Origin of the sequence: Roseibium aggregatum (assembly GCF_014692675.1) — a bacterium.
Taxonomy (GTDB): Bacteria; Pseudomonadota; Alphaproteobacteria; order Rhizobiales; family Stappiaceae; genus Roseibium; species Roseibium aggregatum_C.
This window is the reverse complement of the sequence record NZ_JABFCZ010000009.1, coordinates 25,542-45,735: the sequence shown is the minus strand read 5'-3', so window position 1 is coordinate 45,735 and position 20,194 is coordinate 25,542. Positions and strand designations below refer to the sequence as shown.

The window sequence follows — 20,194 nt, the reverse complement described above, 5'->3', positions numbered from 1 at the left end:
GAATTCAGGTCAGGCGGTGATGTCGACTGCCTGGCCGAGGCCGGGAATCTGCCGCTGCTGACGGCGGGCTTCCTGCTCGTTCGACTGGGCGTCCTCGAGCCGGTCAGCGACTGCCTGCTCCTGTTCATTCGCATCGCGAATGGCATTGGTCGCCAGTTCACTCCGGAGACCGGCAGCCTGTGAGGCGGCTGAGCCTGCGCTGGAAACGCTGTCCATGTTTCTTCTCCTGTTCGGCGCGCCGGGAGGGCGCGCACCTTATCAAACGCTGACGTCCAGCCTGAGCCCCAGCCCGTTCCGGGCCTCTCGGGACTCGACGCGATCCTGAGCCTTTTCGGCCTGCCGCGTCAGGGTCTCGGCCCTGTTGGCGCTGAAGCTCGCCTGCCTCTGGACAACCGCGGCAACGGTTTTTTCCTTGCGGGCGCTGATCCGTTCAACCTGTTCCGCCACCTTCTGGCGTTGCGATGTCGCCGCAGAAGAGGCGGATGCGGCCTGTACGCCGTATCCAATTCCTTCCGGCATCGTTCTATCCACTTCTTGGGACCGACTTGCCAGATATTTAAAACGTCGAGAAGTAAATAAAAGTAAAGGCGTAAAACTAATGTAATTCAGACTTCATGCTGTGTTTTATACATGATATGTATTTGAATAAAATTTTAGCGAACTTTGGGTAAGGTGTTGAGGTGTAAGGCAATCCGCATTGTTTGGATTAAAATAAAAAAAGCCGCTCAATTGAGCGGCTTTGTCCCTTTTGGAGCGGAAATGTTTCAGGCGGTCACGTCGACCACGTTGCCCATGCCCGCCGGCGGGGCGGCGCTTGTCGTTTCGGCCAGGTTCTCGGCTCCCGACTGGAGCAGTGCGACGACGCTTGCATCCTGAGCCGCGGCCATCTTCATCATCTGCGCCTGAAGGGCCTGTTGTGTCTGTGCCTGTGACGTGACTGCGTAGGTCGCAGCAATGCCTGTACTGTCCATTCCGCTCTCCTACGGGTTCACCCGTTATTAGGTTAAGAGGCGTTAAGACAGGGTAAACGAAAACTTAGCGGAAAACCTAAACTAGCGCTTTTCGGCGGATCTTGCCCGAGGGCGTTCGGGGCAGCGATGCGACGAAGCGGTAGGCTTTCGGGCGTTTGTATTCGGCGAGACGATCGTGCGCCCAGTTGGCCAGGGCGGTTTCGTCATGCCAGCCAGAGGTCCTGGGAACGATGAAGGCGGTTATCAGGCTCACGCCTTCGCGCACCTCTACGCTTGTCACCGCGACCTCCAGCACGTCCGGGTGGGCGCCGAGCGCCCGTTCGACTTCTTCCGGGGCCACGCGGTAGCCGAAGGCGTTCATGAGGTCGTCGGCGCGGCCTTCGTACCAGTAATAACCTTCCTGATCCGCGCGCGCCCGGTCGCCGGTCAGAAACCATCCGGCCCGGAAGGCGGCGGCGGTTTCTTCGGGGCGGTTCCAGTAACCGAGCATCAGGCCGGTTTCGCTCTCGTGCACCGCCAGAAGGCCTGCTTCGCCGGTGGCGGCGAATTCCTCTCCATCTCCGTCTTCGCTCAGGATGGCGACTTTCCGGCCTGCCTGGGGCTTTCCGGGCGATCCGGGCCTGGTCGGGACCGTCGGGCCGCTGGAAATGTAGGTGGAAATCTCGCTCATGCCGAGCGCCTCATAAAGCGGACGCCCGGTGCGTTCGACCCATTCGCGGTGAAGGCCGGCCGGAAGCGCTTCGCCGGCCGTCAGGCCGTGGCGCAGGAACGGGAACGATCCGGTGGTGACATCGCCGTATTTCAGAAGGCGCCGGTAAAGGCTGGGGACGGCGGCAAACAGGGTCGCCTTGCAGCTTTCGATGAGACCCGGCCAGATTTCCGGGTCGCGGGGGCCGTCATAGACAAGGCTCGTGGCGCCGTTGGCCCAGGGGTCCATCAGGCCGACGCCGAGCGTGTAGGTCCAGTTGAAGGCGCCGGCATGCAGCAGCCGGTCGGCGGAGAACATGCCGTACCAGCCCTTGTACATCGGCGCCCGCCCGATGGCGGCGCGCTGTGCATGGAGAACGCCCTTGGGGGTTCCGCTGGTGCCGGATGTATAGATCAGAAAGGCGGGGTCGTCGGGCTTGGTGTCCGCGTAAACGCCACCGCCGAACTGCTTGAGGGCTGTCAGCTCGTCGGGTCCGAGGACCAGTGCGTTGCCTTCGGGCAGGGCCGTGCGCCCGTCATGGACGACGGCGGCCGCGCCGCTGTCTTCAAGGATCGCGGTCGCTTCGGCCGAGGTCAGCATTTCGGATGTGGGGATCGGAACGAAACCGCCGGCGATCGCGCCGAAATAGACCAGCGGGAAGTCGCTGGAGTGGCCGAGCCGCAACAGGATGCGGTCGCCGCGCATCAGGCCTTTTTCGGTTAGTCCGCCGGCGATGGAAAGGACGGTCCTTTCAATGTCGCCGTAAGTCCAGCGCTCTTTCAGGGCGCCGTTCGGACCGACCACTTCCAGCGCGATCGCTTCCGCGGCGGGCGACGCATTTGTCAGGCAATAGCGGGCAAGATTCATCCCGAATTTAGCGGGTCGGAACCGGAGTTTCGCCGCGATAGTCGTAGAAGCCCCGCTGGGTCTTGCGGCCGAGCCAGCCGGCTTCGACATATTTCACCAGAAGCGGGCACGGCCGGTACTTGGTATCGGCGAGGCCTTCATAAAGCACCTGCATGATCGACAGGCAGGTGTCGAGGCCGATGAAGTCAGCCAGCTGCAGCGGACCCATCGGGTGGTTGGCGCCGAGCTTCATGGCCTTGTCGATGGATTCCACCGATCCGACCCCTTCATAAAGGGTGTAGATGGCCTCGTTGATCATCGGCAGCAGGATGCGGTTGACCATGAAGGCGGGGAAATCTTCGGCAACGGCGATCTGCTTGCCGAGGCGGTCGACGAATGCCTTCGCCGCTTCGAAGGTTTCGTCCTCGGTGGCAATGCCGCGGACCAGCTCGACCAGTTCCATCAGCGGAACCGGGTTCATGAAGTGGATCCCGATGAACCGTTCCGGGCGGTCCGTGGAGGCGGCCAGCCGGGTGATGGAAATCGACGATGTGTTGGTTGCCAGCATCGCTTCCGGTTTCAGGATCGGGCAGAGCTGGGAAAAGATCTTGCGCTTGACCTGTTCGTTTTCGACGGCCGATTCGATGACAAGATCGACATTGCTCAAAAGGTCGAGATCGACCGCAGGCGTGATCCGGTCGAGGGCGGCGGTCCGCACCTGTTCGCTAATCTGCTCTTTTTGAACCTGCCGGGCCATGTTGCCGTTGATCGAGGCAAGACCCGATTCGATCTTTTCCATGGAGAGATCGCTCAAGGCCACGTCGAACCCGGCCAGAGCACAGACATGGGCGATCCCGCTGCCCATCTGACCAGCTCCAATCACACCGACTTTCTTGATTTCGACCACCATCGTCCATTCCGATCCTTGAGTGACAGTCCGTTCGGAAGTCCTGCCGGGCTATTTTTGGCAAGTATAATGCCGAACGGCAAGCACCCTTGGGCGGAATTCGTAACTTCCGCCCAAGGGAGAATATGCATAATGTTTCGCCGTCTACTCGACGGCTGCCTTCAGCTCCGGCAGAACGTCGAAGAGGTCCGCGACCAGGCCGTAGTCCGCAACCTGGAAAATCGGTGCTTCCTCGTCCTTGTTGATGGCCACGATCACCTTCGAGTCCTTCATGCCGGCCAGGTGCTGGATGGCGCCGGAAATCCCGCAGGCGATATAAAGGTCCGGAGCGACCACCTTGCCGGTCTGGCCGACTTGCCAGTCGTTCGGGGCATAGCCCGCATCGACGGCTGCACGCGATGCGCCGACGGCGGCACCCAGCGCATCGGCCACCGGCATGATGACTTCCTGGAATTTCTCTTCCGAGCCGAGCGCGCGGCCGCCAGAAATGATGATCTTTGCAGACGTCAGTTCCGGGCGGTCGGACTTGGACAGTTCCTCGCCAACGAAGTCGGACAGGCCGGATGCCGCCGGGGCCGAGGCGGCCTCGATCGGCGCCGATCCGCCTTCCCCGGCAGCGGCGAAGGTCGAGGTCCGGACCGTGATCACCTTCTTCGGATCGTTCGACTTCACCGTCTGGATGGCGTTGCCGGCGTAGATCGGGCGTTCGAACGTGTCTGCGTCGATCACCTTGATCACGTCGGAAATCTGCATCACGTCGAGCAGGGCTGCGACGCGGGGCAGGATGTTCTTGCCGTTGGCGGTCGAGGGCGCGACGATGGCGTCATAGGAGCCTGCGAGATCGACGATCAGGGCGGCCATCGGCTCGGCGAGCTGGTGGGCCAGGTCGTCGCCTTCCGCGGTCAGAACCTTGGCGACGCCGGAAAGCTTGGCAGCGGCATCGGCGACCGGGCCGACATCCTTGCCGGCAACCAGCACATGGACATCGCCGCCAAGGGCGACGGCTGCGGTCAGGGCCTTGGCGGTCGCATCGTTGAGCGCGCCGCCGGCATGTTCGGCCACAAGAAGTGTTGTCATTGGTTTTTCTCCCTGGGCGCGTCTTAAAGGACGCCGGCTTCGTTCTTGAGCTTGTCGACGAGTTCGGCCACGGAGCCGACCTTCACGCCGGCCTGGCGGGCAGCGGGCTCAGCAGTGGAGACGACGGTCAGGCGCGGAGCGATGTCGACGCCGAAGTCGTCCGGGGTCTTTTCGTCGATCGGCTTCTTCTTTGCCTTCATGATGTTCGGCAGGGACGCATAGCGCGGCTCGTTGAGGCGCAGGTCCGTGGTCACGATGGCCGGCATCTTCAGCTTTACCGTCTGCAGGCCGCCGTCGACCTCGCGGGTGACGTCGACCGTGCCGTCGCCGATATCGACCTTGGAGGCGAAGGTGCCCTGGGCCCAGCCGAGCAGGGCGGCCAGCATCTGGCCGGTCTGGTTGCAGTCGTCGTCGATGGCCTGCTTGCCGAGGATCACGAGCCCCGGCTCTTCCGCCTCGACAATGCCCTTGAGGATCTTGGCGACGGCAAGCGGTTCGGTGGTTTCGTCGGTCTTGACCAGAATGCCGCGGTCGGCGCCCATGGCCAGACCCGTGCGGAGGGTCTCGGTCGCCTGTTGCGGGCCGACGGAAACGACGATGACTTCTTCCGCCTTGCCGGCCTCTTTCAGGCGCAGGGCTTCTTCAACGGCGATCTCGTCGAACGGGTTCATCGACATCTTGACGTTGGCAAGATCGACGCCGGAACCGTCCGCTTTCACACGGACCTTAACATTGTAGTCAATTACCCGCTTTACGGGCACTAGGATCTTCATAAGGTTTCAACCTCCGCTGGGTGGGCAGGGATACCGCACCGCATCATTCGGCTTCGCCATCGCAGGGACAAAGGGTCATAAACTGCAGTTTTTGGCCAATCCTGGCGCATGACGCGGGACGGTAATCACCTGTAGTTCATGTGTCAACGATGGCTTTGCGGAAGTTTGCGAAATCGGGTTTCATTCTAACCACCTGGCGCTGTCAATTGTGCCCATGCAAACTTCCGTCCCGCTCGGCGCGCTCCCGCGGACGGGACCATAACCGGGACGGACCTGCGTGCCAATTCATCATTATGGGCAGGTAAATGAGGAATCCGGCCCGAAAACCGGCGTGAACCGGAGCATAAGCGACCCGGCGGTTCCGATTGCCACCGGGTGAGCCGGTCACAGGCCCCGGTTACAGGTTTTTATCGAACAGCGGCACGCCCCGCCTGCGCAGGAAAAGCACCAGAATTGCTCCGGTGATCAATCCGCCGATATGGGCCGACCAGGCCACATTGGATTCCTGATCGACCACCACATTGAAAACCTGCAGCACAATCCATGCGCCCAGCACCCAGCGGGCGGACAGGCGCAGCGGGATCCGCCCGAGGGCGAGCACCCAGATCTTCACGTGCGGGTGAAGCATCAGGTAGGCCGCAATGATGCCGGCCGTCGCGCCCGAGGCGCCGATCAGCGGCACGTCCGAGCCGTAGGATGTGAGGGCATAGGCAAGACCGGCCCCGGCGGCACAGGCAAGATAGAAGACAAGATAGCGGACGTGACCCATGGCGTCTTCCACATTGTCGCCGAAGACCCACAGGAACAGCATGTTGCCGATCAGGTGCATCCAGTCGCCGTGCAGGAAGGCGTAGGTAATGAGGGTCGCCGTATCGGGGACGGCCTGCAGGTCCGGCGTCAGGTCCTTCATGTCGAACAGGACGCTGGAGATCAGGCCGTAGCTGTAGTCGGAAATGGTGGCCGCGTCGCCGACACCGGCGTGCTGCACGACGACGAAGACGAGGACGTTCGTCGCCAGCAATGCCCAGTTCACAATGGGCCGGTAGACGTGCTTGATCGTGTTGTGGTCGTGCAGCGGTATGAACATCGGCGGCTCCCCTCAGAACCGCAGTATGTCCGAACTTTCAGCGGTTTTGACCGGGAACCCATAGCACGTCGCCGTCGCCTTTCGAATTCAGGAATCGCGAGGCGACGAAAAAGAAATCCGACAGGCGGTTCATGTAGCGGATGGCGCAGGGATTGATCTTCTCGCGGGCCTGCAGCTCCACCATCAGGCGTTCCGCGCGCCGCGAAACGGTGCGCGCCAGATGAAGATGGGCCGCAGCCGCGCTGCCGCCGGGCAGGACAAATGAGCGCAAGGGCTGCAGGTCGGCATTCAGCCGGTCGATCGCTTCTTCCAGGGCGCTCACCTGGCCGTCGGTCAGACGCAGTGGTTCGTAACCCAGGTCTTCATCCGTTTCCGGGGTGGCCAGGTCCGCGCCGAGATCGAACAGGTCGTTCTGGATCCGGCCGAGGATCGCATCCACATCGGCCGTGGAGCCCGCGGTATGGAGACGGACAATGCCGACGATGGCATTGGTTTCGTCGACCGTGCCGTATGCTTCGATGCGCAGATCGTTCTTCGGCCGGCGTTCGCCGGTGCCGAGTGCGGTCGTGCCGTCGTCGCCGGTCTTGGTGTAGATCTTGTTCAGAACGACCATGTGTCTGGATGATCCTGGTGTCAGCTCGGAGTGCCGAAGAAATAAATTCCGGTCATGATGACGACGATAACGATGAACTGCAGGCCGACGCGCCAGCGCATCAGCATCTGCGAGCGGTTGCCCGGACCGCCGCGCAGCATGTTCCAGATGCCGAGCAGGAGCACGAGGGTCACTGCGGCCAGACCGACCGGCACCAGTGCGTGATAAACTGTTTCCATTTCCATTCCTGTATCTGACCGGTGGCGGCCGACTATTTGTCCGGCCCGATCAGGGGCCGGCGAGAGGATCAGGTCATTCTTCCGACTTGGCGGCGGCCAGGCTGACCCGGTCCATGAGCTTCGTCGAGAGCAGCCGTTTTGCCACACCCATCACCGTCGTCGGTATCGTGACATAATAGCGCGGTTTCGGCCGTTTGGCTTCAAGCGCATGGATCAGGCGCTTGACCACGGCCGAGGACGGCAGCTTGAACGGCCCGGGTTCGCCCTTTTCCATGCGCTTGCGCCGCTTTTCGTAAGCCTTGCGATGGGGCGAGTCTTTCATGGCCTCCGGACCGATCCAGCGGTCGAAATTGGCGAGAGCATTCTGCGTGAAATGAGTGTCGATCGGTCCGGGCTCGATCAGGCTTACGTGAATTCCGGTTCCCCACAACTCCTGGCGCAGGGTGTCGGAATAGGCCTCCAGCGCAAATTTGGAAGCCGTATAGGCGCCCCGGTATTTCAGCGCGACCAGTCCCAGCACCGAGGAACATTGCACGATACGGCCGTTTCTGTTGAGGCGCATGGACGGAATGATGCGCTGGGTGAGATCGTGCCAGCCGATGAAATTGGCCTCAAACAGGGTGCGCAACGCGGCAACCGGCATGTCTTCAATGGCGCCGGGCACCGCATAGGCACCGTTGTTGAACAGGGCGTCGAGCTTGCCGTCACAGGCCTCCAGGACCGAATCGGCGGCGTTCATGATGCTGTCCGGATCCTCGTAATCCAGACGGAAGGCTTCAAAGCCCTGTTGCTTCAGACGGTCCACGTCCTCGACCTTGCGTGCTGTGGCAAACACGCGCCAGTCCCGCCCCCGCATCAAATGCGCCGCAGCCTCGCCGATCCCGGAGGAGCATCCCGTGATCAGGAGCGTCCGGGGTTTTCTGTACATCAAAAGATCGTCAGACATGCGCGGGCGTCGATCGCTTCATATGAGGTTGTCAGTTATACCGATGGTAACAGGTGTTACAGCGGTTCGCCTGATAGCAGCTTCGGGGAGGGTCCGGCAAATCCGGCGGCTTCCTTGATGAAGTGCGTTTTGAGGCCCGGCATCCGGTCGACAAGACCCAATCCGAAATCCCGTATGCCGCGGAGGATGTCGTTGTCGTTGGAAAACAGCCGGTTGAGCACATCGGTGACCACGCCCATCTGGAAGGTGTCGAACCGGCGCCAGCGCTGATAGCGCTCCAGAACATCAAGCGCACCGATATCCTGGCCCAGGCGGCGGGCCTCGATCAGGACTTCCGACAGGGCGGCCACGTCCCGGAATCCCATGTTCAGGCCCTGGCCGGCAATGGGGTGAATGCCGTGCGCGGCATCGCCGGCAAGCGCGAAACGCGGTTTGACGAAGTCACGGGCAAGGCGCAGGCCCAGCGGATAGGCGTGACGCGGTCCGTCGAGTTCGATCTTGCCCAGGTGATGGCCGAAGCGGCGCTCCAGCTCGATCTCGAAGGTGAAGTCGTCGCTTGCCACCAGACGTTTGGCGTCCGCCGTGCGCTCGGTCCACACCAGCGATGACCGGTTGCCCGGCAGGGGCAGGATCGCGAACGGGCCTGCTGGCAGGAAATGTTCTTCGGCCCGGCCGTTGTGCGGCCGCTCGTGCTTGACGGTGGTCACGATGCCGGACTGGCCGTAGTCCCAGTAGACGGTCCGGATGCCGGCAAGGTCGCGAAGCTTGGAGCGCACGCCGTCGGCGGCGACCAGCAGGCGGGTCGACAGGGTCTCGCCGCTTGCCAGCGTCAGGGCGACATGATCGTTGGTGTTGCGGAAGGTTTCGGCGCTGTCGGGCGCGTGAAAGATGACCCCGGCGCCGGCTGCCGCTTCATAGAGCGCCGGCATCATCACACCGTTCGGCACCATGTGGGCGAAGGGCTCGCCCTCGGCCGTTTCGCCGTCGAATGTCAGGAACACGGGCCGCACCACATCGCGCAGCTTGCTGTCGGTGACGATCATTTCGTTGATCGGTTGGGCGGAAGGCAGAATGTCCTGCCAGACACCCAGCTGATCGAGCATGCGGCAGGCCGCGGCGGCGATGGCCGATGCCCGCGGATCCTTTGACAGGCTTTCCGCCGGTTTGGGATCGATGACGGCGATTTTCAGCGTCGGGTCGGCCTGCTTCAGCGCGAGCGCAAGCGACAGGCCCACATAGCCGCCTCCGGCGACGACAACGTCCAACATTTCGGTATTCTTGCCGGCTTTTACCATCATCCGTCTCCCGGACCGTTCCTTAAGGGCACCTTGACTTATGTGCCGCGGCTCGCCCATCTCAGAGGCACGCCATCCCCATATGGCGATCAACTCGTGCTTCGACTGTCTTATTTAGCAGGGATCGCGCCGATGAACACGGCCATTGACACACTTCTGAAAATTCTCGACCTGGAACCGCTGGAACACAACCTGTTTCGGGGTCGCAGCCCCCAGGTCGGATGGCAGCGGGTGTTCGGCGGTCAGGTCATCGGGCAGGCACTGGTCGCCGCCTCCAGGACCGTGGTCGAAGACCGGCATGTGCATTCCCTCCACGGCTATTTCATGCGCCCGGGCGATCCGTCGGTACCGATCATCTACGAAGTCGACCGGATTCGCGACGGCGGCAGTTTCACCACCCGCCGGGTGGTCGCGATCCAGCACGGCAAGGCGATCTTCTCCATGTCGGCCTCCTTCCAGGTGCTGGAGGAAGGCATGGAGCACCAGATCGAGATGCCGGATGTGCCGCGGCCGGAAGACCTGCCGAGCGAGCAGGAACTGAAGGAAAAGTTTCTTCAGCTGGCGCCTGAAAATGTACGCAAATACTGGGAACGGGAGCGGCCCATCGAAATGCGCCCCGTCGACCTGACCCATTATTATTCCGACAAGCCGTTGCCGCCGGTGCAGCATGTCTGGGTCCGGGCGACCGATACGCTGCCGGACGACCCGCGCATTCATCAGTGCGTGCTTGCCTATGCCTCCGACATGACGCTGCTGGATACGGCGCTGCATCCCCATGGTCTTTCGGTCTTCAGCGACCGGGTCCAATGTGCGAGCCTCGACCACGCCATGTGGTTCCACCGGCCGTTCAGGGCCGATGACTGGCTGCTTTACACCTCCGACAGCCCGTCGAGTTCCGGCGCGCGCGGCTTCAACCGCGGATCCCTGTTCGACCTGGACGGCAAGCTGGTTGCCTCCACGACCCAGGAAGGCCTGATGCGGCTCAGAACCAGGCCGTGATTCTCAATTTCGGATTGGGCTGGTAAAGCCCGAAATCGCCAGCGGATTTTCCGTCATGGCTTTCGCATCCGGAGTGTCGGGTAAAAGCGCGCCGGAAAAGGCCTCGAACATCTTGCGCACAAAGCCTTCGGGAAGATCGTAGGTGATGAAGACCATGCGTGTGCGGTGGTCCTGATCCGGCCAGCCTTCCAGGGTCGCCGGCGGATGGAAGACGTGCTGCACGCCATGGATCACGACCGGACGGTCCGGGTCCTCGGCCAGGCAGACGATGCCCTTGACCCGGAGCAGTTTCGATCCGTGGGCGGAGCGCAGCAGGTCGAGAAACATTTCCAGGGCGGAAGCGGACACCGGCCGGTCGGTGGACAGCGTAAAAGCGCGGATCTTGTCGTCGTGCCGGTTTACGTCGTGTCCGTGGCCATGATGATGGCGCTGCCCATGATCATGATCGGCGTGATCGTGGTCGTGCGCCGCCTCATAGGCCTGGGCATTCAGCCATTTGGCAACGTCGGGGATCTTCGTTTCCGGATTGTAGAGGCCGGCGTCGAACAGGCGGTCCGGCGTTGCCTCGCCGGCCTGGGTGTCGAGCAGCCGTGCGCCCGGATTGAGATGGGCGAGCCGTTCCTTCAGGGCCGTCAGCCCTTCATGCGCGCCCTGCGCCTCGATCAGATCGGTCTTGGTCAGCACCAGCCGGTCGGCGACAGCCACCTGGCGGCGGGCTTCCTCGTGGGTATCGAGCGTCTCCAGGCCGTTGACGGCATCGACCAGGGTCACGACGCTTTCCAGCCGGTAGCGCATGACAAGATAGGGATGCAGCATGACCGTGTGCAGGATCGGTGCCGGATCGGCGAGCCCGGTGGTTTCGATCACGACCCGCGCCAGCCGGTCCATGCGGCCGTTGTCGAGGCGTCTCAGGAGATTTTCCAGCGTGGTGACAAGGTCGCCGCGAATGGTGCAGCACAGGCACCCGGACGAGAGTTCGAGAATGCCGTCGCTGGCCTGATCGACCAGCAGGTGGTCCAGGCCGATTTCGCCGAATTCGTTGATGATGACCGCCGTATCCGCCATGGCCGGGTCCTTCAGGATCCGGTTCAGAAGGGTCGTCTTGCCGGATCCCAGAAATCCGGTGATGACCGACAGCGGGATCGGCGGTTTCGGCCCGCGCTGCGGCTTGTCCGTGGTTTCGTCGGCAGGGGTTCGGGTCATTCGGCAGGCGGCTCCAACCATCTGGCTCCGGCCTGTGCCGGAACCTTCAGGCAGTCACCTAGGATGTAGGGAACGGAAAATCCAGCCCTAATGAGGCAGATCCTCAAGCGGAAAGGTCTTCGACCTTCTCCAGCTCTTCCTTCAGATCGACCGGGGTAAAGTCTTCTTCCGGCGCTTCGGTTTTGGGGTCCAGGGCGGAGCGGACGGACTTGGCGGCCTTGCGCAGGATTTCGATGACATCGTCGACGGAGCGGCCTTCTTCCAGCTGGGTCGCGCTAAGCTCCGCAAGATCGGCCAGCGCCCGGATCGTGGCGGAGGAGTTCGGTTCAGCCATGGAAATGCTCCATAAAATAAAGGGCTTCTGCCCAGCATGATCCGCGGAGGCTTTCCTGAAGCTGATCAGGCCCGCACCGCGGCAAATGCTATTCTGAACATACTGTTAATTTTAACGGTTAATATCGCGTTAACGTAGGGACATGCTGGGCTTGCCGGAGAGGGTTTCCACCTTACGGCTTCGGAGCCGGCACGGCGATTCCGGTTCCCTTCTGGAACAGCGATCCCGAGGCCGTCATGTGGGCATCGGTCTCCGTCTTCACGAAATCCTTCTGGGCGACGGCGCCGGGACCCGCCACCTTTGCCGCCGACTTCAGCTTGATTTCGAGAATCCGGAGGGGATTGGGGGTGGGAAGCGGCACCACGGCGAGTTCGTCGTCCGGTTCGCCGGATCCGGTGTCCGTATCGTCCGCTATCGAGGCGGCGGGCGGCGTCGCGCCGTTGGGGACGTTGAGGTCTATCGGAATCGGCGCATAGGCGATCCGGCGCGGTCCGATCGTCCGGTCCATCACCTTGCGCCAGTCGATTTTCCCATTCGCAAGCTTGACCGAATCGTCCACTTTCCCGCCGGTCCCTTCGGCTTTGCCGCCGTTGCCGAGCCGGAGACCGGGGATCGCGGGGCCTCTGCCTTTGCTGGGGGAGGTGTAGGACAGGACCTGGATGCCGCTGTTCCCGCCCTGCATGTCAAACTGCGCCATGATGCCTTCAGCGCCGGGTTTTTCGTTCCGTTTGCAATAATGGTCCGCCGGAGGATTGCCGCCCCTGCGGGGGAGCGTCTTGAGCGTGTACCTGCCGGAGCGTTTCCGGAAGCCCTTGTCCATCAGGTCGCGGGTGAAGGCGATCCGCTCCAGGCCGGAGGCCGCACCGAGTACGATTGCGATCAGCGTCCGGCCGTTGCGGGTAACCGATGCGGCGACATTGTAGCCGGAATTGCAGATGTATCCGGTTTTCATGCCGTTCGCGCCGCGGACCCGGAGCAGAAACTCCCGATTGGCGGACCGCAGTGTCTTCTTGCCGAATTTGATGCCCGGGTGATTGTAATAATTCTGCGCCTGCGGGAAATCGCGCCTGAGGGCCTGTGCCAGGATCGCAAGATCTCGCGCGGTGGTGATCTGGCGGTTGTCGGGAAGACCGTTCGGATTGACGAAGACGGTGTCGTTCATCCCCAGACGGCGGGCTTCGGCATTCATCATGTCGATGAAGGCGGCTTCCGATCCGCCGATCGCTTCACCGAGGGCAATGGCGATGTCGTTCGCCGACTTGATCAGGATGATTTTCAGCGCCGTATCGACGGTAAATTGCGTGCCGACCTTGAACCCCATCTTGCTGGGCGGTTCCTTGATCGAATTTGCCGACTGCACAACGATCGAATTCAGCGATGCCTTGCCGTCCCGGATCGCCTTGAAGGTGACATAGGCGGTCATCATCTTGGTGAGCGATGCGGGATACCATTTCCGGGTGGCGTCGTGTTCGTCCAGGACAGCGCCGGTCTTGGCATCGAACAGGATATAGGTGCCGATTTCCGCACGAAGCGGCGTGGCCGATAAAGCCACCAGCGAGAGGGCGAATACCAAACCGAACACGTGGAACCGGCAGTCTAGCAGTCTTGTGAACACTATAGCCTCGCTGGTCGATTTCGCGGTCTCGGGCTCCGGCGGCCAGCCGGTCGAAATTCAGGATTCGGGCGGAAATACTTTCGCGTTCCGGCGTTAATGCAACGTTTCAAAATCTGATTGTCGATCGGCTCCCGGCCAGGTCCATTCATAAACGATCCGGCTTCCCGATTGCAAAAACTAACCTAAGGAAATTTGTAAAAATGGCGAGATTTTAGGCATTCGCCCAGAAATTCAGCCTTTTCGACGGAACGATCCCGGCCATTGCCGTCATGTTGTGCGCATGAACCTGATATGGCCTCCTGTTTGCATCAAGCGCGTGTAAACGCGGATGCCGGCTGAACGGCTTGCATTCGCCGATCAACCTGTTTCAAGTGGAGACCGGGTTCCCCGCGCTGGCGGGGTTCGTCTGCGGCAAGGCCAGATCACGTAATGTATGAAGCTGCAATCGTTGAGCCGATCAATGACAACGCGCCCCGCATGCAGCGGGTGAGCGGACGGGGACATGTTGCCTTCAAGCACACATCCGGCCTGACCCGCCTGAGCGATCTTCATCAGAGCGGCTCGGCGAAAATCCGGTTGCCCAAGGTCTATGACGGCGTTCCGGTCGCGGTCCTGATCAATACCTCGGGCGGACTGACCGGGGGCGACCGGCTGACCTATGAAGCCGGCGTCGGCGCCGGCGGCCGCGCGGTCGTGACCACCCAGGCGGCCGAACGGGCGTACCGCAGTTCCGGCGGCGTGGCCGAGGTTGCAAACAGGCTGTCGGCCGGAACCGGCGCGGCCCTGGAATGGCTGCCGCAGGAAACCATCCTGTTCAACGCATCGGGCCTGCACCGGTCCATGACCGCGGATCTGGCCGGCGATGCCCGTCTGCTTGCCATTGAATCGGTTGTCCTGGGACGGACCGCGATGGGGGAAACCGTTGACCGGGTCGCCTTCCGCGACCGCTGGCGGGTTCACCGCGACGGCCGTCTTGTCTTTGCCGATGATGTCCGGCTGGAGGGGGACGGGCGCGGCATTCTCAACGGTCCGGCGACGGCGGGCGGCGGACTGGCCTTTGCCACGTTGGTCGATTGTGCGGTGGATGCGGATACCCGCCTTGGCCTCGCTCGTGAGGCCCTTGGGCAGTTAGAAATACGGGCGGCGGCCAGTGCCTGGAACGGGGTCCTGGTTGCCCGCTTCGTCGGCGCCGACGGCCGGTCGCTGCGCGACGGGCTGATGACTTTTTTGAAAACCTACCGCTCTGCAGACCTTCCGAGGGTCTGGCATTGCTGAAACTTGATTGCCACCGAAGGGGAGGTCGTTTTGAATCTCACGCCACGTGAAAAAGACAAACTGCTGATTGCGACTGCGGCCATGGTTGCCCGCCGCCGCCTGGAACGGGGCGTCAAGCTGAACCATCCGGAAGCCATCGCGCTGATTACCGATTTCGTCGTCGAGGGCGCCCGGGACGGACGCACGGTAGCGGACCTGATGGAGGCCGGCGCCAAGGTGCTGACCCGCGATCAGGTGATGGAAGGGATTGCGGAGATGATCCACGACGTCCAGGTCGAAGCCACCTTTCCCGACGGGACCAAGCTTGTTACCGTCCACGATCCGATCCGCTGAATTTTCCCGAAGGAGCATGAGATGAAACGGATCCTCCCGGGCCTTCTTGCCTTCAGTTTTTCAACCGCAACCGCTCTTGCCCATTCGGGCCTGCAGGAGCACACGCATCCCCACAATGATGCCGCCAGTTATTTCACCATCGAGACCCTGGTGATCTTTGCCCTCGGTCTCAGCATCGGCGGTACGATTGCCTGGTACCGCCGCCGCAAGGAGACGAGCAAATGATCCCCGGAGAACTCTTTCCCGCCGAAGGCGAGATCGAACTGAATGCGGGCCTGGAAACGGTCACGCTGGACGTCTCGAACACGGGCGACCGGCCGATCCAGGTGGGCAGCCACTATCATTTCTACGAGACCAACGAAGGCCTGTCGTTCGACCGGGAAAAGGCCCGCGGCATGCGGCTCGACATCCCGGCCGGGACCGCCGTGCGTTTCGAGCCCGGCCAGAGCCGGTCGGTGACGCTGGTGGCTTTCCGCGGTGACCGGACGGTCTACGGCTTCAATCAGAAGGTCATGGGCGCACTTTGACAGACTTGGCATATTATGTCGGTGTCGCAGTGCTTCAGGCTTTGTTGTATTGCATGCCGATTGTGATATTTATTTGTGTCGTTATGTATTTTTACTATCAAAGACGCCCTTATAAAAAAATTCCTGCCCGCAAGCCGTTTATAGCATTCCTTCCGAAGTATAGAGTTGAAGGTATCGAAGCAGATAACGTCAAGGCTAATCTCGATAAACTTGGATTTAAAAAAATAGAAGACGGAACATATGTTCGAGGGAAAATATTTGGAGAATTTTCTATAAAATATATCAAGCTCAAGGTAATTTTGTCTGACAATTATTTTCAGATCGGCGCGGGCGGATCGCCGATCGCATTCGATACGGGTGACCTGTGGAAACTCGCCAACTCCATCGCCGGGAGAGACGAATGAAAGACGCAATCAAAAGGCCACCGTTTCACCTGGCGTTTGGTACGGTGTTCCTGATTGCCGCCGAAATCGGTTCGGCTTCGGCCCAGCAAAACATCGACTGCGGCTACCCGATCAACCAGAACGAAATGACCTATTGCGCCGAAAAGGGCTGGCATGAGGCGGATGCGGAGCTGAACGCGGTCTACAAGGACGCCATGGCCAGGATGCGCGAGATGGACAGCTATCTGGACGCCTCGCTGAAAGGGGCGGCAGATGCGCTGAAGGAAGCGCAGCGCGCCTGGATCCCCTACCGCGACAAGGCCTGTGCGTCTTACGGCTTTCAGGCCCGCGGCGGCACGATGGAACCCATGCTGATCTACGGCTGCATGGCGACAATGACCCGGGCGCGCATAGAGGAATTGAAAGACCTCATCGGCGGGCTCGGAAACTAGGGGTCTGAACACCAGGCAATCGCTCGAGGGGATCTTTCAGGCGAGGTCCGGCCCGGGAAATATCCCGCGCCGGCGCGCCTTACCGGTTTCCAAGCACTTCCGGCACTAGCCGGTGGGTCCGTCCTTCTTGCCGAACAGGCCCTTGACGAAACGCCAGGCGCCTGCTGCCGCGACAAGCACGATAACGAAGCCTTTTTTCAAAAAGGCGAGCGCAATCGCGAAAATGCCCGCCTTGGCGGCCAGTTTTGCGCCCGCACCGGCGGCAATCAGGCCGGCAAGGCCATAGCCGGCGACCTTGTCGCCTTCCATGAAATCCGTGTATTTCTTGCCCTGATCGAAATTCGTGACCTTCAGGAAGCTTGGAATATTGGTCTTGATTTCATCGAGCTGATCGAGGCCGGCGATAAAATTCATTTCCAGGACACCTTCGCGCCCAAGGACCCGAACCGCATAGTTCAGGGTGTGCGGCCCATCTTTGTCTTTGCCGAACAGCAGATCCTTGGCCCAGTGCAGGGCATGTTCCTGTTTTTCGTAGTGGGGAGGCGATGCCCAGCCGATCAGTTCCATGGGCTCGTATCCGGCTTTCTCGCGTTCCGGATTGTTTTCGCTGATGGCCGTCTTCAGGCTGGAGAGAAGTTCGTTGTAGTCGATCTCTTCGGCGTCTTCGTCGGAGACGTAGCCGTCAGCTTCGTAGGAAATAACGGTTCCCCAACCGATGTCGGCTTCCGGCGGGTATTTCGCCGGCATAAGCATGCCGGAAACGCCCTCGGCGGCAGACGGCGGGTTGCCCCAGATCTCGGTCAGCAGGGTTTTCGTGTCCCTGACGTCCAGGTAATAAAGCTGGTCCGGGACATCCAGGGAGGCAGGGACATCAGGCAGGTCGATGTGACCCTGCTTGAAATCCAGGCTGTTCAGGAGCTTGACGGCGTCGCCTTCGTACGGCGGCTCTTGACCAAACATTTCCGCATAGGTTTTCGCCTGGGCGCTGCTCGCAAGGAGGCAGCCCAGAACAAGTCCGGCATATAGTTTCTTCATGAAGGCCGCCGCCCCATATCCATTTGTCTATCCGATCAACAGTATCCCGGCTTGCAGTGTTTTCAATCTGCAACTTGAAACCGGTATCTCCATCGGGTCGTTATCGAAGATCCGTTGCCAAAAGGGCACATTGGATAGGAGCGGAATGCCGCCTTGATTTCGCCTGAGGCAGGTGGAAAGCCAATCGGATCGTTCCCGGTGTTGCAGTTTGTCCAGGGTCGTCGGAAAATAATGTTCGAGCCTTGCCATTCCGGGGTGTTTGACCTTGCGGATGAATAAATATGCATGCTTAATTACATAGCAAATGGCGATCCTGCGCCTTCCGATACAAGCAGTTCCCAGAGGATTGAATGCCTTACAAGATGCCCCGCGCCGCTTATGCGGACATGTTCGGCCCGACGACCGGAGACCGGCTCCGTCTCGCCGACACGGACCTGATCATCGAGGTCGAAAAGGATTTCACCACTTACGGCGAAGAAGTGAAATTCGGCGGCGGCAAGGTGATCCGCGACGGCATGGGCCAGTCGCAGCAGCCGCGTTCGGCCGGTGCGGTCGACACGGTGATCACCAACGCGCTGATCGTCGACCACTGGGGTATCGTCAAGGCGGACGTCGGCCTGAAGGACGGGCGGATCGTCGGCATCGGCAAGGCGGGCAACCCGGATGTCCAGCCGGGCGTCGACATCGTCGTCGGTCCGGGCACCGAAGCGATCGCGGGCGAGGGCAAGATCCTCACCGCAGGCGCGCTCGACGTTCATATCCACTTTATCTGTCCGCAGCAGATCGACGACGCGCTGATGTCAGGCGTCACCACCATGCTCGGCGGCGGCACGGGGCCGGCGACCGGCACCAATGCCACAACCTGTACGCCGGGGTCCTGGCACATCACCCGCATGCTGCAGGCAGCCGATGCCTTTCCGATGAACCTGGCCTTTGCCGGCAAGGGCAATGCCTCGCTTCCGGCCGCCCTGGAAGAGCAGATCCTGGCGGGTGCGTCCGCGCTGAAACTGCATGAGGACTGGGGCACCACACCGGCTGCCATCGACAACTGCCTTGCGGTTGCCGACGAATACGACGTCCAGGTGATGATTCACACCGACACACTCAATGAAAGCGGCTTCGTGGAAAACACCACGGCGGCGTTCAAGAACCGCACGATCCATGCGTTCCATACCGAGGGTGCGGGCGGTGGCCATGCCCCGGATATCATCAAGGTCTGCGGCGAGATGAACGTGCTGCCGTCGTCGACCAATCCGACCCGGCCCTACACCAGGAACACCATCGACGAGCATCTCGACATGCTCATGGTCTGCCACCACCTGGATGCCTCGATCCCGGAAGACGTGGCCTTCGCAGAAAGCCGGATCCGCAAGGAAACCATCGCCGCGGAAGACATCCTCCACGACATGGGCGCCTTTTCGATCATCGCCTCGGACAGCCTGGCCATGGGCCGCGTCGGCGAGGTGATCATCCGCACCCTGCAGACGGCGCACAAGATGAAGGTCCAGCGCGGCCGGCTGTCGGAGGAAGCGGGCGAAAACGACAATTACCGGGTCAAGCGCTATATCTCCAAGGTCACCATCAACCCGGCGATCGCCCACGGTCTCGACGAGCACATCGGCTCCGTCGAGGTCGGCAAGCTCGCCGACCTGGTGCTGTGGGACCCGGCCTTCTTCGGTGTCAAGCCGGACATGGTGCTGAAGCTCGGCACCATCGCGGCCGCCCCCATGGGCGACCCGAACGCCTCGATCCCGACGCCGCAGCCGGTCCATTACCGGCCGATGTTCGGCGCCTTCGGCAAGTCGCTCACACAGAGCCGGATCACGTTTGTCTCGCAGGCGGCCTATGAAAACGGCGTCAAGGGCAAGGCGGGGCTCGACAGTCTCGTATTGCCGGTGAAGAATACCCGTGGCGGGATTTCCAAGAAATCCATGGTTCTCAACGACGCGACCCCGCATATCGATGTCCATCCGGAAACCTATGAAGTGCGCGCCGACGGCGAGTTGCTCACCTGCGAACCGGCGGAGGTCCTTCCCATGGCCCAGCGGTATTTCCTGTTCTAGACTGACGGGAAACCACAAGCAGCGGCGTTTTCGGAATGACAGCGGCAGACATTACCATTGAGCTGGGCAGCGCTCCGTCCGGAGGCTGCCCCTGCTGCGATCCCGAGGCCTGTTTTCCGCAAGGATATGTCAGCAGGGGCGGGCAGCCCCATGCGATCTACTTTGCAGATTGGGATTATGGTGCGAGCGGCACCGTCGAGTTGCTGATTTCCGTCGGAAACTGGGAAAAAGACAGCACGCCTGCGAATCGGTGCGCGGCGGCCTTCAGGGGGCAACTCACTGATGGCGTCGCCCGGTGGACCGGGTTTGATGCACGCTTGAGCCTGTGGCGGGATGTCGGGATGGTCGGCAAATTGCTGAGCGATGAAGACGCCGCCCTGGAGCCGGAATTCGCCGGGCTGGCCGATGCGATTACGGCCCGGGACAGCCGTATACAAAAGGCACTTGCGGACACCGCGTCGACATCGAAAACAATGTTGCGGCCGGTGCATCGGAAGACCGGAATTTTTGCTGCGCAGGCTGCGCGAAAAGAACCGGCTCCGGACTGAGATCCG

General features: G+C 61.3%; 25 protein-coding genes. 9 read left to right on the top strand and 16 right to left on the bottom strand.

Annotated elements, in window-relative coordinates; genetic code table 11:
* Positions 1-9: 9 nt before the first annotated feature.
* The 12 genes from HK439_RS09325 to HK439_RS09270 form a co-directional block, all read right to left on the bottom strand.
* Complete coding sequence (locus HK439_RS09325) at positions 10-216, bottom strand: hypothetical protein (protein ID WP_190291137.1); 207 nt, start codon at positions 214-216, stop codon at positions 10-12.
* A 42-nt stretch (positions 217-258) separates the two neighbouring features.
* Positions 259-519 carry a hypothetical protein gene (locus tag HK439_RS09320; protein ID WP_190291136.1) on the bottom strand — a complete coding sequence of 87 codons (261 nt, stop codon included), beginning with the start codon at positions 517-519 and terminating at the stop codon, positions 259-261.
* Positions 520-764: 245 nt separating this feature from the next.
* Positions 765-971, bottom strand: coding sequence for a hypothetical protein (locus tag HK439_RS09315; RefSeq protein WP_190291135.1), 207 nt, complete (start codon positions 969-971; stop codon positions 765-767).
* A gap of 76 nt (positions 972-1,047) precedes the next feature.
* Entirely contained in the window at positions 1,048-2,526 is a 1,479-nt protein-coding gene (locus HK439_RS09310; RefSeq protein WP_190291134.1) for a class I adenylate-forming enzyme family protein, read from the bottom strand.
* Positions 2,527-2,533: 7 nt separating this feature from the next.
* Positions 2,534-3,415 (bottom strand): 3-hydroxybutyryl-CoA dehydrogenase, encoded by an 882-nt coding sequence (locus HK439_RS09305; protein WP_190291133.1) that lies wholly within the window; start codon positions 3,413-3,415, stop codon positions 2,534-2,536.
* 141 nt (positions 3,416-3,556) lie between these two features.
* Positions 3,557-4,489, bottom strand: a complete 933-nt coding sequence (locus tag HK439_RS09300) for an electron transfer flavoprotein subunit alpha/FixB family protein (RefSeq protein WP_190291132.1) — start codon at positions 4,487-4,489, stop codon at positions 3,557-3,559.
* Positions 4,490-4,512: 23 nt separating this feature from the next.
* Positions 4,513-5,262, bottom strand: a complete 750-nt coding sequence (locus HK439_RS09295; RefSeq protein WP_190291131.1) for an electron transfer flavoprotein subunit beta/FixA family protein — start codon at positions 5,260-5,262, stop codon at positions 4,513-4,515.
* A 397-nt stretch (positions 5,263-5,659) separates the two neighbouring features.
* A complete protein-coding gene (locus tag HK439_RS09290) occupies positions 5,660-6,349 on the bottom strand; it encodes a rhomboid family intramembrane serine protease (RefSeq protein WP_190291130.1) in 690 nt (229 codons plus the stop codon).
* Positions 6,350-6,386: 37 nt separating this feature from the next.
* Complete coding sequence (locus HK439_RS09285; protein ID WP_190291129.1) at positions 6,387-6,962, bottom strand: cob(I)yrinic acid a,c-diamide adenosyltransferase; 576 nt, start codon at positions 6,960-6,962, stop codon at positions 6,387-6,389.
* Positions 6,963-6,982: 20 nt separating this feature from the next.
* Complete coding sequence (locus HK439_RS09280) at positions 6,983-7,180, bottom strand: twin transmembrane helix small protein (RefSeq protein WP_190291128.1); 198 nt, start codon at positions 7,178-7,180, stop codon at positions 6,983-6,985.
* A gap of 73 nt (positions 7,181-7,253) precedes the next feature.
* Positions 7,254-8,126: an SDR family oxidoreductase gene (locus HK439_RS09275; RefSeq protein WP_235987727.1), complete on the bottom strand. Its 873-nt coding sequence runs from the start codon at positions 8,124-8,126 to the stop codon at positions 7,254-7,256.
* Positions 8,127-8,182: 56 nt separating this feature from the next.
* Entirely contained in the window at positions 8,183-9,424 is a 1,242-nt protein-coding gene (locus HK439_RS09270; protein ID WP_209011675.1) for a ubiquinone biosynthesis hydroxylase, read from the bottom strand.
* Between the two features lie 129 nt (positions 9,425-9,553).
* Between HK439_RS09270 and tesB the strand changes: the two genes are divergently transcribed.
* The gene (gene tesB / locus HK439_RS09265) at positions 9,554-10,420 is read left to right on the top strand and encodes an acyl-CoA thioesterase II (RefSeq protein ID WP_190291126.1); all 867 of its coding nucleotides are present in this window, start codon (positions 9,554-9,556) and stop codon (positions 10,418-10,420) included.
* Positions 10,421-10,423: 3 nt separating this feature from the next.
* Here the strand turns inward: tesB and HK439_RS09260 are convergent, their stop codons facing one another.
* The 3 genes from HK439_RS09260 to HK439_RS09250 all read right to left on the bottom strand — a co-directional run bounded on the left by HK439_RS09260 (position 10,424) and on the right by HK439_RS09250 (position 13,572).
* Entirely contained in the window at positions 10,424-11,623 is a 1,200-nt protein-coding gene (locus HK439_RS09260) for a CobW family GTP-binding protein (protein WP_190291125.1), read from the bottom strand.
* A gap of 103 nt (positions 11,624-11,726) precedes the next feature.
* A complete protein-coding gene (locus HK439_RS09255; RefSeq protein WP_190291124.1) occupies positions 11,727-11,957 on the bottom strand; it encodes a hypothetical protein in 231 nt (76 codons plus the stop codon).
* 172 nt (positions 11,958-12,129) lie between these two features.
* Positions 12,130-13,572 (bottom strand): D-alanyl-D-alanine carboxypeptidase family protein, encoded by a 1,443-nt coding sequence (locus tag HK439_RS09250; protein WP_209011674.1) that lies wholly within the window; start codon positions 13,570-13,572, stop codon positions 12,130-12,132.
* 429 nt (positions 13,573-14,001) lie between these two features.
* Between HK439_RS09250 and HK439_RS09245 the strand changes: the two genes are divergently transcribed.
* Genes HK439_RS09245 through HK439_RS09220 form a run of 6 tightly spaced genes read left to right on the top strand, consistent with a single transcriptional unit; the run spans position 14,002 to position 16,542 of the window.
* Positions 14,002-14,847 carry an urease accessory protein UreD gene (locus HK439_RS09245; RefSeq protein ID WP_190291123.1) on the top strand — a complete coding sequence of 282 codons (846 nt, stop codon included), beginning with the start codon at positions 14,002-14,004 and terminating at the stop codon, positions 14,845-14,847.
* Between the two features lie 30 nt (positions 14,848-14,877).
* Positions 14,878-15,180: an urease subunit gamma gene (locus HK439_RS09240; RefSeq protein ID WP_190291122.1), complete on the top strand. Its 303-nt coding sequence runs from the start codon at positions 14,878-14,880 to the stop codon at positions 15,178-15,180.
* Positions 15,181-15,201: 21 nt separating this feature from the next.
* Positions 15,202-15,405: a hypothetical protein gene (locus HK439_RS09235; protein WP_190291121.1), complete on the top strand. Its 204-nt coding sequence runs from the start codon at positions 15,202-15,204 to the stop codon at positions 15,403-15,405.
* The gene (locus HK439_RS09230) at positions 15,402-15,707 is read left to right on the top strand and encodes an urease subunit beta (RefSeq protein WP_190291120.1); all 306 of its coding nucleotides are present in this window, start codon (positions 15,402-15,404) and stop codon (positions 15,705-15,707) included. Before HK439_RS09235 ends, HK439_RS09230 begins: the two co-directional genes overlap by 4 nt.
* Complete coding sequence (locus HK439_RS09225; protein ID WP_190291119.1) at positions 15,704-16,111, top strand: hypothetical protein; 408 nt, start codon at positions 15,704-15,706, stop codon at positions 16,109-16,111. Before HK439_RS09230 ends, HK439_RS09225 begins: the two co-directional genes overlap by 4 nt.
* Positions 16,108-16,542 carry a lysozyme inhibitor LprI family protein gene (locus HK439_RS09220; RefSeq protein ID WP_190291118.1) on the top strand — a complete coding sequence of 145 codons (435 nt, stop codon included), beginning with the start codon at positions 16,108-16,110 and terminating at the stop codon, positions 16,540-16,542. Before HK439_RS09225 ends, HK439_RS09220 begins: the two co-directional genes overlap by 4 nt.
* 105 nt (positions 16,543-16,647) lie before the next feature.
* Here the strand turns inward: HK439_RS09220 and HK439_RS09215 are convergent, their stop codons facing one another.
* Positions 16,648-17,577, bottom strand: a complete 930-nt coding sequence (locus HK439_RS09215) for a DUF2167 domain-containing protein (protein WP_190291117.1) — start codon at positions 17,575-17,577, stop codon at positions 16,648-16,650.
* 350 nt (positions 17,578-17,927) lie between these two features.
* Between HK439_RS09215 and ureC the strand changes: the two genes are divergently transcribed.
* Positions 17,928-19,640: an urease subunit alpha gene (ureC, locus tag HK439_RS09210; RefSeq protein WP_190291116.1), complete on the top strand. Its 1,713-nt coding sequence runs from the start codon at positions 17,928-17,930 to the stop codon at positions 19,638-19,640.
* A gap of 35 nt (positions 19,641-19,675) precedes the next feature.
* Positions 19,676-20,188 carry a hypothetical protein gene (locus HK439_RS09205; RefSeq protein ID WP_190291115.1) on the top strand — a complete coding sequence of 171 codons (513 nt, stop codon included), beginning with the start codon at positions 19,676-19,678 and terminating at the stop codon, positions 20,186-20,188.
* Positions 20,189-20,194: the final 6 nt, after the last annotated feature.

Excerpts from the sequence above, each read along its gene's own strand:
- HK439_RS09325 (WP_190291137.1), bottom strand. The coding sequence starts at position 216 with ATGGACAGCGTTTCCAGCGCAGGCTCAGCCGCCTCACAGGCTGCCGGT.
- HK439_RS09320 (WP_190291136.1), bottom strand. The coding sequence starts at position 519 with ATGCCGGAAGGAATTGGATACGGCGTACAGGCCGCATCCGCCTCTTCT.
- HK439_RS09315 (WP_190291135.1), bottom strand. The coding sequence starts at position 971 with ATGGACAGTACAGGCATTGCTGCGACCTACGCAGTCACGTCACAGGCA.
- HK439_RS09310 (WP_190291134.1), bottom strand. The coding sequence starts at position 2,526 with ATGAATCTTGCCCGCTATTGCCTGACAAATGCGTCGCCCGCCGCGGAA.
- HK439_RS09305 (WP_190291133.1), bottom strand. The coding sequence starts at position 3,415 with ATGGTGGTCGAAATCAAGAAAGTCGGTGTGATTGGAGCTGGTCAGATG.
- HK439_RS09300 (WP_190291132.1), bottom strand. The coding sequence starts at position 4,489 with ATGACAACACTTCTTGTGGCCGAACATGCCGGCGGCGCGCTCAACGAT.
- HK439_RS09295 (WP_190291131.1), bottom strand. The coding sequence starts at position 5,262 with ATGAAGATCCTAGTGCCCGTAAAGCGGGTAATTGACTACAATGTTAAG.
- HK439_RS09290 (WP_190291130.1), bottom strand. The coding sequence starts at position 6,349 with ATGTTCATACCGCTGCACGACCACAACACGATCAAGCACGTCTACCGG.
- HK439_RS09285 (WP_190291129.1), bottom strand. The coding sequence starts at position 6,962 with ATGGTCGTTCTGAACAAGATCTACACCAAGACCGGCGACGACGGCACG.
- HK439_RS09280 (WP_190291128.1), bottom strand. The coding sequence starts at position 7,180 with ATGGAAACAGTTTATCACGCACTGGTGCCGGTCGGTCTGGCCGCAGTG.
- HK439_RS09275 (WP_235987727.1), bottom strand. The coding sequence starts at position 8,126 with ATGTCTGACGATCTTTTGATGTACAGAAAACCCCGGACGCTCCTGATC.
- HK439_RS09270 (WP_209011675.1), bottom strand. The coding sequence starts at position 9,424 with ATGATGGTAAAAGCCGGCAAGAATACCGAAATGTTGGACGTTGTCGTC.
- tesB (WP_190291126.1), top strand. The coding sequence starts at position 9,554 with ATGAACACGGCCATTGACACACTTCTGAAAATTCTCGACCTGGAACCG.
- HK439_RS09260 (WP_190291125.1), bottom strand. The coding sequence starts at position 11,623 with ATGACCCGAACCCCTGCCGACGAAACCACGGACAAGCCGCAGCGCGGG.
- HK439_RS09255 (WP_190291124.1), bottom strand. The coding sequence starts at position 11,957 with ATGGCTGAACCGAACTCCTCCGCCACGATCCGGGCGCTGGCCGATCTT.
- HK439_RS09245 (WP_190291123.1), top strand. The coding sequence starts at position 14,002 with ATGTATGAAGCTGCAATCGTTGAGCCGATCAATGACAACGCGCCCCGC.
- HK439_RS09235 (WP_190291121.1), top strand. The coding sequence starts at position 15,202 with ATGAAACGGATCCTCCCGGGCCTTCTTGCCTTCAGTTTTTCAACCGCA.
- HK439_RS09230 (WP_190291120.1), top strand. The coding sequence starts at position 15,402 with ATGATCCCCGGAGAACTCTTTCCCGCCGAAGGCGAGATCGAACTGAAT.
- HK439_RS09220 (WP_190291118.1), top strand. The coding sequence starts at position 16,108 with ATGAAAGACGCAATCAAAAGGCCACCGTTTCACCTGGCGTTTGGTACG.
- HK439_RS09215 (WP_190291117.1), bottom strand. The coding sequence starts at position 17,577 with ATGAAGAAACTATATGCCGGACTTGTTCTGGGCTGCCTCCTTGCGAGC.
- ureC (WP_190291116.1), top strand. The coding sequence starts at position 17,928 with ATGCCTTACAAGATGCCCCGCGCCGCTTATGCGGACATGTTCGGCCCG.
- HK439_RS09205 (WP_190291115.1), top strand. The coding sequence starts at position 19,676 with ATGACAGCGGCAGACATTACCATTGAGCTGGGCAGCGCTCCGTCCGGA.